Origin of the sequence: Streptomyces lusitanus, from assembly GCF_042647945.1 — a bacterium.
In the GTDB taxonomy this organism is placed as follows: Bacteria; Actinomycetota; Actinomycetes; order Streptomycetales; family Streptomycetaceae; genus Streptomyces; species Streptomyces pseudogriseolus.
Window position 1 is genome coordinate 59,332 of sequence record NZ_JBHRWL010000004.1, and the last position, 16,257, is coordinate 75,588.

A 16,257-nucleotide genomic window follows, 5' to 3' on the forward strand; every position below is an offset into this window, starting at 1 on the left:
CGATCCCCCCATACGGGCACCGGGGGTTTTCCCCACACCTCTCCCGGCCTTCCGGCCAACTCTCGCCAACACCGGCCCTTTACGCGAAGCTCATCGATCGTCCGGTAGTGCATTCCGGATCCCGGCGTCCAGGAACGTTCACCCCTGGCCGCTCCCGTTCGTTCGCTCCTTTCAAGGGATGCCGATGACCAACTCCCCGCAGCGCGCCCCCATATCGGGCACCAGACGCGCGGCCCGCATAGCCGTCGCCGCCGGTCTCGTCGCCGCGCTCTCCGCCGCCGGGCCCGTCCCGCTGGCCCTCGCCGCCGACGGCCCGGCCGCCGCCCCGGCCGACGCGGACGTCAAGTCCGCCCCCGACAAGCTCGGTTCGCACGACGCGGAACTCCTCGCCGACGCCAAGGCCGAGGGCGCCAAGCACGTCACCATGATGATCGCGACGGCCCCCGGGAAGACCGCCCAGGTCACCGAGGAGATCGAGGACGTCAAGGGCGCCTCGGTCGGCCGCCTCGACGACAAGCTCGGCTACGTCCGCGCCACCGTGCCCACCGGCAAGGCGGACGCGGCCATCGCCGCCGCCGCCAAGCTCTCCTCCGTGCACGGCGTCGACCTGCGCGAGGAGATCCTGCTCGACGACCCGACCCCGGCCGCCGACACCACGAAGGCCGCCGAGGGCAAGGGCGCCGGCGCCAGGAAGTACCCCGCGCCGGACCGCGGGACGCCCCCGAAGAACCCGTACAACCCGTCCTTCGAGACGGGCGCCGTGGACTTCGTGAAGAAGAACCCGAAGGCGGACGGCCGCGGCGTCACCATCGGCATCCTCGACTCCGGCGTCGACCTCGGCCACCCCGCGCTGCAGAGGACGACCACCGGCGAGCGCAAGATCGTCGACTGGGTGACCGCGACCGACCCGATCGTGGACGGCGACCAGACCTGGCGCCCCATGGTCAACGCGGTCTCCGGCCCGGCCTTCACCTACGGCGGCGCCACCTGGAAGGCCCCGCAGGGCTCCTACCAGGTCAGCCTGTTCCGCGAGTCGTACACCGCGGGCGGCGACGCGGCCGGTGACGCCAACCGCGACGGCGACACCACCGACGTGTGGGGCGTGCTCTACGACCCGGCCGCCGGCACGGTCCGCGTCGACCTGAACAACAACCAGGACTTCGCCGACGACACCCCGATGAAGCCGTACAAGGACGGCTTCCAGGTCGGGTACTTCGGCACCGACGACCCGAAGACCGACGTCGCCGAGCGCCAGCCGTTCGTCGTGGAGATCCGCAAGGACGTCCCGATGGACCCCTACGGCGGCGACTGGACCGGCAAGAAGGCCGACTTCGTCAACATCGGCGTCATCGAGTCCGAGCACGGCACCCACGTCGCCGGCATCACCGCCGCCAACGGCCTGTTCGGCGGCCGGATGGACGGCGCCGCCCCCGGCGCGAAGATCGTCTCCTCGCGCGCCTGCACCTGGTCCGGCGGCTGCACCAACGTGGCGCTCACCGAGGGCATGATCGACCTCGTCACCGAGCGCGGTGTCGACATCGTCAACATGTCCATCGGCGGCCTGCCGGCACTCAACGACGGCAACAACGCCCGCGCCGAGCTGTACACCCGCCTGATCGACACCTACGGCGTCCAGCTGGTGATCTCCGCGGGCAACTCCGGCCCCGGCGCCAACACCATCGGCGACCCCGGTCTGGCCGACAAGGTCATCTCCGTCGGCGCGTCCGTCTCCAAGGAGACCTGGGCCGCCAACTACGGCTCCGAGGTCAAGACCGAGTACGCCATGATGCCGTTCTCCTCGCGCGGCCCGCGTGAGGACGGCGGCTTCACGCCGACCCTGACCGCGCCCGGCGCGGCGATCAACACCATCCAGACCTGGATGCCGGGCGCCCCGGTCGCCGAGGCGGGCTACGACCTGCCGGCCGGCTACGGCATGCTCCAGGGCACCTCGATGGCCTCCCCGCAGGCCGCCGGCGCCTCCGCGCTGCTGCTGTCCGCCGCGAAGCAGAAGCACGTCGAGCTCACCCCGGCGACGCTGCGCACCGCCCTCACCTCCACCGCCCGGCACATCAAGGGCGTGCAGGCCTACGAGGAGGGCGCCGGTCTCATCGACGTCGTGGACGCCTGGAAGGCGATCCGTGACGGCGCCACCGCGCACGAGTACACGGTGAAGGCGCCGGTCGACACCGCGATCGACCAGTTCCTGAAGACCCCCGGCTACGGCACGGGCCTGTACGACCGTGAGGGCGGCCTGAAGGCCGGCCAGAAGAAGACGTACGACATCACCGTCACCCGTACGTCCGGCCCGGACCGCGCCGTCCGCCACGAGCTGGACCTCGCCAACAACGCGGACCGCACCTTCCGCATCCTCGGCGACGACAGGGTCTGGCTGCCGCTGAACAAGCCGGTGACCGTCAAGGTCCAGGCGCAGTCCCGTTCCGCGGGCGTGAAGAGCGCGATCCTCGAGGTCGACGACCCGCGCACCGAGGGCGTGGACCGGCAGATCCTCACCACCGTGGTGGTCTCCACCCCGCTGAACTACACCCACTCGGTGAAGGGCACCGCCCAGCGCAACGACACCACCTCCTACTTCGTCACCGTGCCCGAGGGCGCGAAGACGCTGGAGGTCGCGATGAGCGGGCTGAAGGACGGCAGCCAGACCCGGTTCATCGCCATCCACCCGTACGGTGTCCCGTCCGACAGCACCTCGACGCCGGACTGCTACAACAACTACAACGACGGCAACGGCTGCCGCCCCGACGTGCGGTCGTACCCGGACCCGCAGCCGGGCGTGTGGGAGATCGAGGTCGAGGCCCGGCGCACCTCGCCGCTGCTCGACAACCCCTACAAGCTGGACGTCGCCGTGCTCGGCGCGGCCTTCGACCCGGAGACCGTCACGGTGCCCGAGGCGAAGGTCGGCACCCCGGCCGCCGTCGACTGGACGGTGACCAACGAGGCCGCCGCCATCGACGGCAAGCTGGTCGGCGGGCCGCTCGGCTCGTCGAAGACCACCCGCCCGTCGATCGCCTCGGGCGACGTCCACACCACCACCGTCGAGGTGCCCGAGGGCGCCGCGTCGCTGGACGTGTCGATCGGCAACGTCTCCGACACCGCCGCCGACCTGGACCTGACCGTGTACGACGCGGCCGGCGCGCAGGTCGCGCAGTCCGCGGACGGCGACTCGGAGGAGTCCGTCTCCCTCGCCGCCCCGAAGGCCGGCACGTACACGATCGAGGTGGTCGGCTACGCGGTCCCGGCCGGCACGACGGAGTACGACTACCTGGACGTGTTCTTCTCCCCCACGCTCGGCACCGTCACCGTCGACGGTTCCGCGCCGGTGAAGCTGGGCACGGGCGCCAAGGCCACCGTCTCCGGCGAGGTCACCGTCGCCGCCGCGGCTCCCGAGGGACGCGCGTTCTTCGGCCGCGTGCAGCTGGTGAACGCGCGCGGCACGGTCGCGGGCGTCGGCAACGTGGCGATCGAGAAGGTCGTCCCGTAGCGGGACCGGTCCACAGGCCGCACACGAGGGGCGGGCGTCCGTACGGGCGCCCGCCCCTTCCGCGTGCTCAGCCGCAGCCCACGGTCCGCGAGGCGGGCAGCGCGGCGACGATCCCGGCCCTCACGGGGGCGATGTCCGCCTCGCCCACGGCCATCCGGTCCGGGTGGGCGAGCCCTGCGGACAGGGCGACCAGCACCTGGTCGCCGGGGCGAAGCGGCACCTCCTCGGCGTCGTCCCGGAGGAACGTCACCGGCCCGTCCCCCTTGTAGTACCGGCTCGCCCGCAGCGTGACCCGCTGTACGCCGCCGGTGCCCGGCACCTCCTCCAGCCGTGTCACCCGGCCCTCGGCGACGAGGCGCGCGCACGCCAGGTAGCGGGGGGTGCCGAAGGCGGGGGCGCCCGTCTCCTCCTTGGCGTCCGCCGCGGCGCCGCCCCGGGACGCGGAGTCGGCCGTCGCGCCGCCGTTCTGCGTCACGAGCCAGCCCAGGCCGAGGACGAGCCCGGCGGCGGCAGCCGCGGCGAGCCCGCCGAGGGCCACCGTCAGCGGCCGGTACCGGGACCGTCGCCGGAGCGGCGTGGCGGGCGTGGTCCGTGCGGGGCGCGGGCCGGCCGCCCGGGTCTCCTCGGGCCGCTCCCCGGCGGCCGGAGCGGCCTCCTCTCGCCCCGCCAGCGCGTCCCCGATCAGCGTGAGCTGCTCCTGGAGCACGGCGAGGTCGGCGAGCGCGGCGTCGCGCGCCACCAGGAACGCGGCGTCCTCCCGCGCCCCCTCGGGCGACGGCTCGTCGAACAGGGCGGCGGCGAGGGCGTCGTGCGGAGGGCTTTCGCGTCCGGCGTCCTCCCGGAACGGGTCCCGGTCCCCGCTGTTGTCGTGGGCGGTCACGTCACACCACCTCGTCCTCGTGCAGGCGGGCGCGCAGGGCCCGTACCGCCGTGTGCAGCCTGCTCTTGACCGTGCCCTCCGGGACGCCGAGCTGCTCGGCGATGGAGCGGACCGGCAGGTCGGCGTAGAAGCGCAGCACGACGACCTGGCGCTGCGTGTCGGGCAGCGCGTCCAGGCCCCGTGCGACGGCCAGCGAGAGCACGCTGGTCTCCTCGCCGGACGGGGCCTGCGCGGGTCTGAGCGCGGCCAGCCGCTCCCCGAGCCGTTCCTGCCGCCGTTTGGCCCGGTGCCAGTCCATGGCGAGGTTGGAGGCGACGACCGCCGCCCACGCCGAGACGTCCCGGGGCGCCTCCCTGCCGCTCGCGGCGCGTTCCAGCAGCCGCAGACGGACCTGCTGCACCCCGTCCGGCAGGTCCGCCTGCGGCACTCCCCCGAGTGCGAGCACCGCCCGCACCCGGCGCTCCTGCGCCGCGTCCAGCGGGTCGTCGCCGACGGCGTACGGCCCGCGGCCGCGCCGGGTTCTTCCGCGCAGCACCGCTCACCCCCCTCACCCTGTTTCCTCTACGACGCGGCGGGCGCCCGGAACGTTCGGACGGATCCGCGGGGCGTCGCGGAGGCGTACGTCACACTTCGTGTGGACGGGGGCGGTCCGGGCAGGGGTCCTTGCGGCCGACGGCCCCCGCGGGGGGAATTCCTGCAGCTCAGGCAGGTCGCGGCCGAAGGTCCGCAACCGGTGCCCGGAGGCGGTTCGTCCCACTGTGCGGGCGGTCGGGGCAAAGAATTGGACAGCCGGGGCGTGGTCGGCCGCATGATGGAAGGGCCCCGTCCAGGCACATCAGGTACGCGAGAGACGTAGTAGGGAGTCGCCGTGAGGGTCGGAATCGTCGGAGCCACCGGTCAGGTGGGCACGGTCATGCGCAGGATCCTCAAGGAGCGGAACTTCCCGGTCACGGAGCTGCGCCTGTTCGCCTCGGCCCGTTCGGCGGGGACGGAGCTGGACGGCGTGACGGTGGAGGACGCGTCCGCCGCCGACTACAGCGGCCTGGACATCGTGCTGTTCTCCGCGGGCGGCGCGACCTCGAAGGCGCTGGCCGAGAAGGTCGCCTCGCAGGGCGCCGTGGTGATCGACAACTCCTCCGCCTGGCGCAAGGACCCCGAGGTCCCCCTCGTCGTCTCCGAGGTCAACCCGCACGCGATCGCGAACCGCCCCAAGGGCATCATCGCCAACCCGAACTGCACGACCATGGCCGCGATGCCGGTGCTGCGTCCGCTGCACGCGGAGGCGGGCCTGGAGGCGCTGGTCGTCGCCACGTACCAGGCGGTGTCCGGTTCCGGTCTCGCGGGCGTCGCGGAGCTGCACGGCCAGACGCAGAAGGTGGTCGACGAGGCCGACAAGCTGACGCACGACGGCGCGGCGGTCGACTTCCCCGAGCCCGGCGTCTACAAGCGCCCCATCGCCTTCAACGTGCTGCCCTTCGCGGGCAACCTCGTCGACGACGGTCTGAACGAGACCGACGAGGAGCAGAAGCTGCGCAACGAGTCGCGCAAGATCCTGGACATCCCCGCGCTGAAGGTCTCGGGCACCTGCGTGCGCGTCCCGGTCTTCTCCGGCCACTCCCTCCAGATCAACGCCCGGTTCGCCCGCCCGATCAGCCCGGAGCGCGCGACCGAGCTGCTCGCGGAGGCGCCCGGGGTGGTCCTCACCGACATCCCGACCCCGCTCCAGGCCGCCGGCCAGGACCCGTCGTACGTCGGCCGCATCCGCCGCGACGAGACGGTGGACAACGGCCTGGCGCTGTTCGTCTCCAACGACAACCTCCGCAAGGGCGCGGCCCTGAACGCGGTGCAGATCGCGGAGCTGGTGGCGCGGGAACTGAGCGCCTGACGGCATACGAACACACGAAGAGGCGGGCGTCCCCAGGGGCGCCCGCCTCTCGCCGTTCCGGCGCCCGGGCGCGTCAGAGTGCCAGGTGCCGGCGCAGGGCCACGTCGATGTCGGCCATGCGTTGCCGGGGGACGGCGCCGACCCGGTGCAGCAGCCGGTCGGGGGCGACCGCGCGTACCTGCTCGCACTGCGCCTTGGAGTCCTTGGGCAGACGGCTCTCGTCCGCGCGCAGCAGGACTTGGAACGACAGGACCCGAGTGGTGTTCGACGTCAGCGGCACCACGCTGACGACGCCCCGGCCGTTCCGCTCGACGGACTCGTTGGCACCGTCGTTGGACACGATCACGGCCGGGCGGATCTTGTTCGCCTCGCTGCCCCTGGCCGGCTCCAGGTCCACCATGTAAATGTCACCACGCCTCATCGGCGATCCCGTCCCCGCTCGTCCGGTCCCAGAGGCCGGCGTCCTCCCCGGCGTCCCACTCGTTGAACGCCTCGGTGTACTCCCGCACGAGCTGCGCCTGGCGCAGCAGCTCGATCGCAGCGTGTATCACGGCCGACCTGGACTCGGCGTCGGTGCGCGCGGCGTACTCGTCGACGAAGGCGACATCCTCCTGCGGCAGGCTCACACTGATCTTCATACGATGAATGCTACTCCGAGTATGACCACCTTGGCCACCCGCTGGACGACGCCGGTGACCGGGTGGAACCCCGCCACAGAGGGGTATCCCCATGCCTGCGGTTTCTTCATCGCGTCGGGGCGATCTCGCGTGGAAGGATGGCGCAACCCACACATATCGAGGAGATGACCGCGTGCCTGGCACAAACCTGACTCGCGAAGAGGCGCAGCAGCGGGCGAAGCTGCTGACCGTTGACGCGTACGAGATCGACCTGGATCTCTCCGGCGCGCAGGAGGGAGGCGTCTACCGGTCCGTGACCACGGTGCGCTTCGACGTCGCCGAGGACGGCGCGGAGTCCTTCATCGACCTGGTGGCCCCCACCGTCCACGAGATCACCCTCAACGGCGAGTCGCTGGACCCCGCCGAGCGCTTCGCGGACTCGCGCATCGCCCTGCCCGGCCTGCTCCAGGGCCGCAACGTGCTGCGGGTGAGTGCCGACTGCGCGTACACCAACACGGGTGAGGGCCTGCACCGCTTCGTCGACCCGGTGGACGACCAGGCGTACCTGTACACGCAGTTCGAGGTGCCGGACGCCCGCCGGGTGTTCGCCGCCTTCGAGCAGCCGGACCTCAAGGCGACGTTCCGGTTCACGGTGAGGGCGCCGGAGGGCTGGACGGTCATCTCCAACTCCCCCACGCCGGAGCCGAAGGACAACGTGTGGGAGTTCGCGCCGACCCCGCGCCTGTCCACGTACGTCACGGCGCTGATCGCCGGCCCGTACCACTCGGTGCACAGCGTGTACGAGAAGGACGGCCGGTCGGTGCCGCTCGGCATCTACTGCCGGCCCTCGCTCGCCGAGTACCTCGACGCGGACGCCATCTTCGAGGTGACCCGGCAGGGCTTCGACTGGTTCCAGGAGAAGTTCGACTACGCCTACCCGTTCGAGAAGTACGACCAGCTGTTCGTGCCCGAGTTCAACGCGGGCGCGATGGAGAACGCGGGCGCGGTCACCATCCGCGACCAGTACGTGTTCCGTTCGAAGGTGACGGACGCCGCGTACGAGGTGCGGGCCGCCACGATCCTGCACGAGCTGGCCCACATGTGGTTCGGCGACCTGGTCACCATGGAGTGGTGGAACGACCTGTGGCTGAACGAGTCGTTCGCCACCTTCGCCGAGGCCGCCTGCCAGGCCGACGCGCCCGGCTCCAAGTGGCCGCACTCGTGGACGACGTTCGCGAACCAGATGAAGACCTGGGCCTACCGCCAGGACCAGCTGCCGTCCACGCACCCGATCATGGCGGACATCCGCGACCTGGACGACGTGCTCGTCAACTTCGACGGCATCACGTACGCCAAGGGCGCCTCCGTGCTGAAGCAGCTCGTCGCCTACGTCGGCGAGGACGAGTTCTTCCGGGGCGTGCAGGCGTACTTCAAGCGCCACGCGTACGGCAACACGCGCCTGTCCGACCTGCTGGGCGCCCTGGAGGAGACCTCAGGGCGTGACCTGAAGGCGTGGTCGAAGCAGTGGCTGGAGACGGCCGGCATCAACGTCCTGCGCCCGGAGATCGAGACGGACGACGCCGGCGTCATCACCTCCTTCGCCGTCCGCCAGGAGGCCCCCGCGCTCCCGGCCGGCGCGAAGGGCGAGCCCACCCTGCGCCCGCACCGCATCGCCGTCGGCCTGTACGACCTGGACGAGGCGACCGGCAAGCTGGTCCGCGGCGAGCGCGTCGAGCTGGACGTCGACGGCGAGCTGACCGCCGTGCCGCAGCTCGCGGGCAAGCGCCGCCCGGCGGTGATCCTCCTCAACGACGACGACCTGTCGTACGCCAAGGTCCGCCTGGACGAGCAGTCCCTCGCCGTCGTCACCGAGCACCTGGGCGACTTCGAGTCGTCGCTGCCGCGGGCGCTGTGCTGGGCCTCCGCCTGGGACATGACCCGCGACGCGGAGCTGCCCGCCCGCGACTACCTCTCGCTCGTGCTGTCGGGCGTCGGCAAGGAGTCCGACATCGGTGTCGTGCAGTCGCTGCACCGGCAGGTGAAGCTCGCCCTCGACCTGTACGCCGACCCGGCCGCCCGCGAGAGCCTGCTGACCCGCTGGACCGACGCCACGCTGGCCCACCTGCGGTCCGCCGAGCCGGGCGGCGACCACCAGCTGGCGTGGGCGCGCGCCTTCGCGGCGACCGCCCGCACCCCGGAGCAGCTGGACCTGCTGGAGGCGCTGCTCGCCGGCACGCGGACCGTGGAGGGCCTGGCCGTCGACACCGAGCTGCGCTGGGCGTTCGTGCAGCGGCTGGCGGCGGTGGGCCGGTTCGACGAGGCGGAGATCGCCGCCGAGTACGAGCGGGACAGGACCGCTGCGGGCGAGCGGCACGCGGCCACCGCGCGGGCGGCCCGCCCGACGGAGGAGGCCAAGGCGGAGGCGTGGGCCTCGGTCGTCGAGTCCGACAAGCTGCCGAACGCGGTGCAGGAGGCGGTCATCGCCGGCTTCGTGCAGACCGACCAGCGGGAGCTGCTGGCGCCGTACACGGAGAAGTACTTCGAGGCGCTCGCGGACGTGTGGGCGTCCCGCTCGCACGAGATGGCCCAGCAGATCGCGGTCGGCCTCTACCCGGGCGTCCAGGTCTCCGGCGAGACCCTCGACCGGACGGACGCCTGGCTGACCTCCGCCGAGCCGAACGCGGCCCTGCGCCGCCTGGTCTCGGAGTCCCGCGCGGGCGTGGAGCGCGCCCTGCGCGCCCAGGCGGCGGACGCGGCGGCGTCGGCCTCCGCGTAACACGCGGTTTCCGAGGGGGCGCCCGGTTCTGCCGGGCACCCCTTCTCGGCCGCTGACCAGGAAGGGCACCCCATGAGCGCACGCCCCGAGCCGCGCCGCGCGGACGCCGTCGACGCGGTCGTCGAGCAGTGGGCCCGGGTGCGGCCCGATCTGGACGCCGCCGGGATGGAGGTCTTCGGGCGCATCCACCGGCTCGCGCGCGTCATGGGCGACCGCCACGAGCAGGTGTACGCCCCGTACGGGATCTCCCGGGGCGAGTTCGACGTCCTGGCCGCCCTGCGCCGCGCCGGGGAGCCGTACACCCTCTCGCCCCGGCAGCTGTCGGCCGGGCTGATGCTCACCACCGGCGGGATGACGGGCCGTCTCGACAAGCTGGAGGGCGCGGGGCTGCTGCGCCGCTCCCCCGACCCGCACGACCGGCGCGGGCTTCAGGTCACGCTGACCGAGGAGGGGCTGCGGCTGGCCGACGAGGCGGTGGGCGCGGGCGCCGCCGAGCAGTCGCGCGCGCTGGCCGCGCTGGGCCCGGAGCGGGCGGCGCAGCTCGCGGACCTGCTGCGGGAGTTGCTGCTCGCGACCGAGCGATGAACCCGCCGGCCCGCTCGGGCACGCCGAAGGGCGCCGGTGGGGTGCCGGCGCCCTTCGGGACAGCGTGTGCGGGCCGCTCGGGCGAGCGGGTCCGGGGTCAGGCGTTGGACTCCGCCTTGGTCCGGATGTTGGAACTCGTCGGGTCCTTCTTCTGGTGGGACTTGTCGAGCGCCATCACAAGACCGGCGATGACCGCGAAGAGGCCGACCGGGAGCAGGACGTAGAGGCCCAGCGTCTCGATGACGCTCAGGCCCGGGCCGGGGTCGTCGCCGTCGTCGCGGTTGAGCGCGAGCGCGGGGGACGACATGAGCAGCATCATCAGCGTCGTACCGGCTGCCAGGGCGCCGGCGCGCAGGGCGTTCTTCTTGTCCACGGTGCCCAACGTATCGAACGCGGTCGGGGGCCGCGCGCCCGGGGTGTCGTACGGGCGCGCGGGCCGGGCGGGGGCCGGGCGGAACGGCCGGTCAGGGGCCGGGCGGGGCGCCGGCGCGCAGCACGTCGGCCAGGGCGCGCAGCCGGGGGGACGCCGCCAGGTCCTCCAGGGACACCGGGCGCCCCTCGGCGTCGGCGACGGGCAGCCGCCAGTTCGGGTACTGGTCCCAGGTGCCGGGCAGGTTCTGCGGGCGCCGGTCCCCGACGCCGTCCGGCAGCCACACCCCGACCATGCGGGCGGGGGTGCGCAGCAGGTAGCGGTACACCGCCTGGATCCCGGCCTCCTCCCGGGAGGGGTCCGGGCCGGGCAGCAGGCCGAGTCCTGCCAGCAGCTCCCGCCACTCCCGCACGTCCGCCGCGGCCTCCGCCCGCTCCTCGGCGAGCGGGCGGGTGAGCAGGCCCAGCCGGTCCCGCAGCTCCACGTGCTCGCCGGTGAGGCGGGCGGCGGTGGACGGCAGGTCGTGGGTGGTGGCCGTGGCCAGGCAGTCGGCGCGCCAGCGCTCCGGCGGCAGCGGGCGGCGGTCGCCCTCCCAGTCCCGCTCGAACCACAGCACCGACGTGCCGTACACCCCGCGGTCGCGCAGCGCGTCGCGCACCCCGGGCTCGACCGTCCCGAGGTCCTCGCCGATCACCAGGGCCCCGGCGCGGGACGCCTCCAGGACCAGCACCGCCAGCATGGCCTCGGCGTCGTAGCGGACGTACGTGCCCTCGGTGGGCGGGCGGCCCTCGGGCACCCACCAGAGCCGGAACAGGCCCATCACATGGTCGATGCGCAGGGCGCCCGCGTACCGGAAGAGGCCCCTCAGCAGGTCGCGGAAGGGGGCGTACCCGCTCTCGGCGAGGCGGTCGGGGCGCCAGGGCGGCAGCCCCCAGTCCTGGCCGCGCGCGTTGAAGGCGTCCGGGGGCGCGCCGACGGACATGCCGGGCGCGAAGTGGTCCTGCTGCGCCCAGGCGTCCGCGCCGGTGGGATGCACGCCGACGGCCAGGTCGTGCACGATCCCGACCGGCATCCCGGCCTCCCGCGCGGCCCGCTGGGCGGCGGTGAGCTGGGCGTCGGTGAGCCAGACCAGCCAGGAGTGGAAGTCAACGCGCTCCCGCAGCTCCTCGCGGGCGCGGGCGGTCTCCGCCGAGCGGGGGTCGCGCAGCGGGGCGGGCCAGCGGCGCCAGTCGGGGCCGTGCGCCTCGGCGAGCGCGTACCAGGTGGCGTGGTCCTCCAGGGCCTGCCCCTGCTCGGCGCGGAAGGCGTGCAGGGCGGCGGCGCGGCCGGGGCCGAGCGGCACCGTCCGCACCAGTTCGAGGGCCTCCCGCTTGGCCTCCCAGACGGCGTCCCGGTCGATCAGCTCGCCCTTGCCGAGCACCGCCTCCCGCAGCCGCGCCGCCCGCTCCAGCAGGGCGTGCAGCCGCTCGCGGTCCTCGACGTACGCGAACTCGGGCACATCCTCGACCCGCAGGTGCACGGGGTCGGGGAAGCGGCGGGAGGAGGGGCGGTACGGGGACGGGTCGGTCGGGGGTCCGGGGACGGCCGCGTGCAGGGGGTTCACCTGGACGAACCCGGCGCCGAGCGCGCGTCCGGCCCAGGCGGCCAGCTCACCCAGGTCGGCGAGGTCGCCCATGCCCCAGGAGCGGCGGGAGAGCAGGGAGTACAGCTGCACCAGCAGCCCGTACGAGCGGCCCTCGGCCGCGGGCAGCCGGGGCGGCGCGACGATCAGGTGGGCGCGGGCGGTGCGGCCGTCGGGGGCGGTGGCGGTGAGCAGGTGCACGCCGGATGGGAGGTCCTCGGCGGACGCGTGCGTTCCGCCGTCCTCGGTGCGGATCTCCAGCCGGGTGCCGGCGGGCAGCGCGGCGAGCGCCTCGGGCGGGCGGGCGCCCCGGCCGACGACGGTGGGCGGCAGCAGCCGCTCGGCGATCTCCTGTTCGCGCAGGGCCAGGGCGGCGCGGGCGGCCTCGTCGGTGGACGCGTCGACGCCGAGGGCGGCCAGCGCGCGGGTGACGGCGGTGGCGGAGGCCGCGACCGTCGTGTCCGGGGAGGGTTGGTAGGAGGTGGCGACGCCGTGCAGGGCGGCGAGCCGGGACAGCGCCTCGGAGGGCGTCCCGTCCGGCCGTGGCGCGGTCACGCTAGGGCTCCGGGCGGTACTGGGCCGGGAAGGAGTCGAGTCCCGCGGCGTCCGAGGGGTCGGAGAAGGTGTCGGACTCGCTGGTCAGCGGGGTGGCGTCGGCGAGCGGCGGTTCGCTGGTCAGGGGTTCCGCGTCGGGCAGCGGGGGTTCGCTGGTCAGAGGCGCCTCGGCGCCGGTGCCCTCGGCGCCGAGGAAGCAGTCGTGCGGGTCGTGGGCGGAGTGCTCCGCCTCGGGCGCGGAGTGCTCCGCCACGGGTTTGGACAGGAGCGGGGGGAAGACGTATGCCGCTGCGGTCACCAAGGGCCTCCTCGTCGAGCCGGGCGTGCGGGTCATCTCGCAGCCCTACCCAGTGGACGCGAGCGCAGACGCACAAAGACGTGCAACGTGAACCTGGTCACATTCTCTCCCCGCACTCTCACTCCCCAGGGGGACAAATGCGCCACAACACCCCCTCTGATTGACACGTTCACTCCAGGAGTGGTGGGCTCGGGGCGTCTCGGTAACGGAATGGACACGGCCGCCGGTCGTAGGCCGGCCGGTCCCGGGGGATTCAGGAGGGGCCTCGTGCAGCTGTGGCGTGGCAGAACGGCGACCGCGCGGAGGGCCGCACTCGCACTCGCCGTGCTCGCCGGATCCCTGGGCGCCGCCCCCGTCGCGACGGCCGCGCCCGCACCGGATCCGTCCCGGTCGCCCGCCGCCGACCCGGCGGACGTGGCCGCCGCGGGCGTTCCGCCGGTGTGGCCGCGCCCGCATTCTCTGCGCGCGAACGGCGCCCCGGTCCGGGTGACCGAGGAGGTCGCCGTGGTCGCGGAGCGGGGAGCGGATCCGTACGCCCTGGAGGCGCTGAAGGACGTCCTGCGGGAGGCCGGCGCGCACCGGTTCACCGACCCCGGCGCACCGGTGCCCGACGGGGCGCTCGTGGTGCGCGCGGGCCATGCACGCGCCTCCGCCGACCCCCTGCACGCCCTCCCGGCGGGCGGCTACACGCTCACCTCCGGCGACGGCTTCGTAACCCTGACCGGGGCGGACGGCGACGGCCTGTTCCACGCCGTGCAGACCCTGCGCCGCCTGGTCCGTCCCGACGGCACGCTCGCCGCCGCCGTCGTACGGGACTGGCCCGCCACCGCCGTGCGCGGCGTCACCGAGGGCTTCTACGGCACCCCGTGGACGCACCGGCAGCGGCTCGGCCAGCTCGACTTCATGGGCCGCGCCAAGCTGAACCGCTACCTGTACGCGCCCGGCGACGACCTGTACAGGCAGGCCCGCTGGCGCGAGCCGTACCCGGCCGAGCGGCGCGCGGAGTTCCGCGAGCTGGCCGAGCGGGCCGCGCGCAACCACGTCACCCTCGGCTGGGCGGTCGCGCCAGGACAGGCGATGTGCTTCTCCTCCGACGACGACCTGCGGGCGCTGACCCGCAAGCTGGACGCCATGTGGGCGCTGGGCTTCCGTGCCTTCCAGGTGCAGTTCCAGGACGTCAGCTACAGCGAGTGGCACTGCGGGGCGGACGCCGAACGGTTCGGCTCAGGACCCGAGGCGGCCGCCCGCGCCCACGCGCACGTGGCCAACGCGGTCGCCCGGCACCTGGCGCTGCGGCACCCGGACGCGCCGGCGCTGTCCCTGATGCCCACCGAGTACTACGAGGACGGCTCGACCGAGTACCGGCGGGCGCTGGCGCGGGAGCTGGACGGCGGCGTCGAGGTGGCGTGGACCGGCGTCGGCGTGGTGCCCCGCACCATCACGGGCCGTCAGCTGGCCGAGGCGCGGGAGGTGTTCGCGCATCCGCTGGTGACGATGGACAACTACCCCGTCAACGACTACGCCCCCGAGCGGCTCTTCCTCGGCCCCTACCAGGGCCGGGAGCCCGCCGTGGCCGCAGGGTCGGCCGCGCTGCTCGCCAACGCGATGGAACAGCCCGAGGCCTCGCGCATCCCCCTCTTCACCGCCGCCGACTTCGCCTGGAACCCGCGCGAGTACCGCCCCCAGGAGTCCTGGCGGGCCGCGATCGCCGACCTGGCCGGCGGCGACGGCCGGCGCGAGAAGGCGCTGACCGCCCTCGCCCGCAACACGGCCTCCTCGGTGCTCGGCGGCACGGACTCGGCGTATCTGCGGCCGCCGCTGGAGGAGTTCTGGCGCACGTGGCCCGCCTCGCGCGGCGCCGGTGACACGGCGGCGGAGCGGCTGCGCGCCGCCTTCACCGACCTGCGCGAGCTGCCCGGCCGGCTGTCCGGCACCTCCCTGTCCGACGAGATCACCCCCTGGACCGGGCACCTCGCCCGCTACGGCGAGGCCGGCACGGCGGCCCTGGACATGCTGCGCGCCCAGCGGGCCGGGGACGCGGGGGACGCCTGGGCCGCGTACCGGCGGCTCGAGGCGCTGCGCACGGAGCTGCATTCGGCGCGGGTGACGGTCGCGGAGGGCGTGCTGGACCCGTTCCTGGACCGGGCGCGCACCGCGTACGAGAGCTGGGCGGGCATCGCCGAGGCGCCCGCCGGGAGCGACGGCGGCACGCTGCGGCTGCCGCGCGCCCGGGTGCTGGACACGGTGACGGTGCTGACCGACCCGGGCACCACGGGGTCGGTGGAGGTGCGCACGGACGGCGGGGCCTGGCGGCGGATCGGCGCGCTGGCCACGGAGGGCGCAACCGAAATGCGCGCGGGCGGGCAGCCGGTGGACGCCGTCCGGGTTGTGGGCGCGGACCCGGAGCGGGTACGGCACGTGGTGCCGTGGTTCGCCGACGTGCCGGACGCCGTGGTGGAGCTGCCCGACGGCCGCGCCGACGCCGACATCGGCCGCACCCGCACGGTGACGGTCACCCTGGGCTCGGCCCGTCCCGAGGACGTGACGGACCGGCTGACCGTGGACGCGCCGGCGGGCGTCGACGTACGCGTGCCGAAGGAGCCGCTGTCCGTGCCGCGCGGGACGCCGGTGCGGGTGCCGGTCGAGGTGACCGTGAAGCCCGGCTCCCCCACCCGCTCCTACGACGTCCGGCTCGGCTTCGGCGGCGCGGCCCGCACCCTGACCGTCGACGCGGTCCCGCCCGTCGCCGGACCCGACCTGGCCCGCACCGGCCGCGCCCGGTCCTCGGCCGACGAGACGCCCGACTTCCCGGCCTCCGCCGCCAACGACGGCGACCCCGCCACGCGCTGGTCGTCGCCGGCCGAGGACGACGCGTGGTGGCAGGCGGAGCTGGACCGCCCGGTGCGGCTGGGCAGAATCGACCTGCACTGGCAGGACGCGCACGCCTCGGCGTACCGCGTCGAGGTCTCCGCGGACGGCCGCGCCTGGCGCACGGCGGCGGAGGTCCACGACAGCCGCGGCGGCCGGGAGACGCTCCGCATGGACGAGCCGGACGTCCGCCACATCCGCGTCCAGGGCGAGCAGCGGGCCACCCGGTACGGGTACTCGCTGTGGTCGGTGGAGGCGTACGCGGTCGCGGACTGATCGGGCCGGCGAACGCGCCGGTCAGCT

At 74.1% G+C, this 16,257-nt stretch carries 12 protein-coding genes; 5 read left to right on the top strand and 7 right to left on the bottom strand.

Going from position 1 to position 16,257, the window contains the following annotated elements:
- Window positions 1-184: 184 nt before the first annotated feature.
- Entirely contained in the window at window positions 185-3,499 is a 3,315-nt protein-coding gene (locus ACFOSY_RS06905; protein WP_394305836.1) for a S8 family serine peptidase, read from the top strand.
- 67 nt (window positions 3,500-3,566) lie between these two features.
- Here the strand turns inward: ACFOSY_RS06905 and ACFOSY_RS06910 are convergent, their stop codons facing one another.
- On the bottom strand, window positions 3,567-4,379 hold the full coding sequence (locus tag ACFOSY_RS06910; protein WP_394305837.1) for a hypothetical protein: 813 nt from the start codon (window positions 4,377-4,379) through the stop codon (window positions 3,567-3,569).
- 1 nt (window position 4,380) lies between these two features.
- Window positions 4,381-4,914 (bottom strand): RNA polymerase sigma factor, encoded by a 534-nt coding sequence (locus ACFOSY_RS06915; protein ID WP_394305838.1) that lies wholly within the window; start codon window positions 4,912-4,914, stop codon window positions 4,381-4,383.
- Between the two features lie 333 nt (window positions 4,915-5,247).
- On the opposite strand from ACFOSY_RS06915, the gene ACFOSY_RS06920 reads away from it, so the two are divergent.
- Window positions 5,248-6,264 (top strand): aspartate-semialdehyde dehydrogenase, encoded by a 1,017-nt coding sequence (locus tag ACFOSY_RS06920; RefSeq protein WP_394305839.1) that lies wholly within the window; start codon window positions 5,248-5,250, stop codon window positions 6,262-6,264.
- Window positions 6,265-6,337: 73 nt separating this feature from the next.
- Here ACFOSY_RS06920 and ACFOSY_RS06925 read toward each other — a convergent pair whose 3' ends face one another.
- Window positions 6,338-6,685 carry a type II toxin-antitoxin system PemK/MazF family toxin gene (locus ACFOSY_RS06925; protein WP_394305840.1) on the bottom strand — a complete coding sequence of 116 codons (348 nt, stop codon included), beginning with the start codon at window positions 6,683-6,685 and terminating at the stop codon, window positions 6,338-6,340.
- Window positions 6,672-6,902 (bottom strand): ribbon-helix-helix domain-containing protein, encoded by a 231-nt coding sequence (locus tag ACFOSY_RS06930; protein ID WP_394305841.1) that lies wholly within the window; start codon window positions 6,900-6,902, stop codon window positions 6,672-6,674. The genes ACFOSY_RS06925 and ACFOSY_RS06930 overlap by 14 nt, the downstream gene beginning before the upstream one ends.
- A 172-nt stretch (window positions 6,903-7,074) precedes the next feature.
- Here ACFOSY_RS06930 and pepN point away from each other — a divergent pair, with 172 nt between their 5' ends.
- On the top strand, window positions 7,075-9,657 hold the full coding sequence (gene pepN, locus ACFOSY_RS06935) for an aminopeptidase N (RefSeq protein ID WP_394305842.1): 2,583 nt from the start codon (window positions 7,075-7,077) through the stop codon (window positions 9,655-9,657).
- Window positions 9,658-9,729: 72 nt separating this feature from the next.
- Complete coding sequence (locus tag ACFOSY_RS06940; RefSeq protein ID WP_394305843.1) at window positions 9,730-10,242, top strand: MarR family winged helix-turn-helix transcriptional regulator; 513 nt, start codon at window positions 9,730-9,732, stop codon at window positions 10,240-10,242.
- Between the two features lie 97 nt (window positions 10,243-10,339).
- On the opposite strand, the gene ACFOSY_RS06945 is transcribed toward ACFOSY_RS06940, so the two are convergent.
- The 3 genes from ACFOSY_RS06945 to ACFOSY_RS06955 all read right to left on the bottom strand — a co-directional run bounded on the left by ACFOSY_RS06945 (window position 10,340) and on the right by ACFOSY_RS06955 (window position 13,086).
- Window positions 10,340-10,615, bottom strand: coding sequence for a hypothetical protein (locus ACFOSY_RS06945; protein WP_394305844.1), 276 nt, complete (start codon window positions 10,613-10,615; stop codon window positions 10,340-10,342).
- Window positions 10,616-10,706: 91 nt separating this feature from the next.
- Window positions 10,707-12,788: a 4-alpha-glucanotransferase gene (gene malQ, locus ACFOSY_RS06950; protein WP_394305845.1), complete on the bottom strand. Its 2,082-nt coding sequence runs from the start codon at window positions 12,786-12,788 to the stop codon at window positions 10,707-10,709.
- Window position 12,789: 1 nt separating this feature from the next.
- The gene (locus ACFOSY_RS06955) at window positions 12,790-13,086 is read right to left on the bottom strand and encodes a hypothetical protein (RefSeq protein ID WP_394305846.1); all 297 of its coding nucleotides are present in this window, start codon (window positions 13,084-13,086) and stop codon (window positions 12,790-12,792) included.
- Between the two features lie 267 nt (window positions 13,087-13,353).
- Here ACFOSY_RS06955 and ACFOSY_RS06960 point away from each other — a divergent pair, with 267 nt between their 5' ends.
- The gene (locus tag ACFOSY_RS06960) at window positions 13,354-16,230 is read left to right on the top strand and encodes a beta-N-acetylglucosaminidase domain-containing protein (RefSeq protein ID WP_394305847.1); all 2,877 of its coding nucleotides are present in this window, start codon (window positions 13,354-13,356) and stop codon (window positions 16,228-16,230) included.
- The last annotated feature ends 27 nt before the right edge of the window (window positions 16,231-16,257 follow it).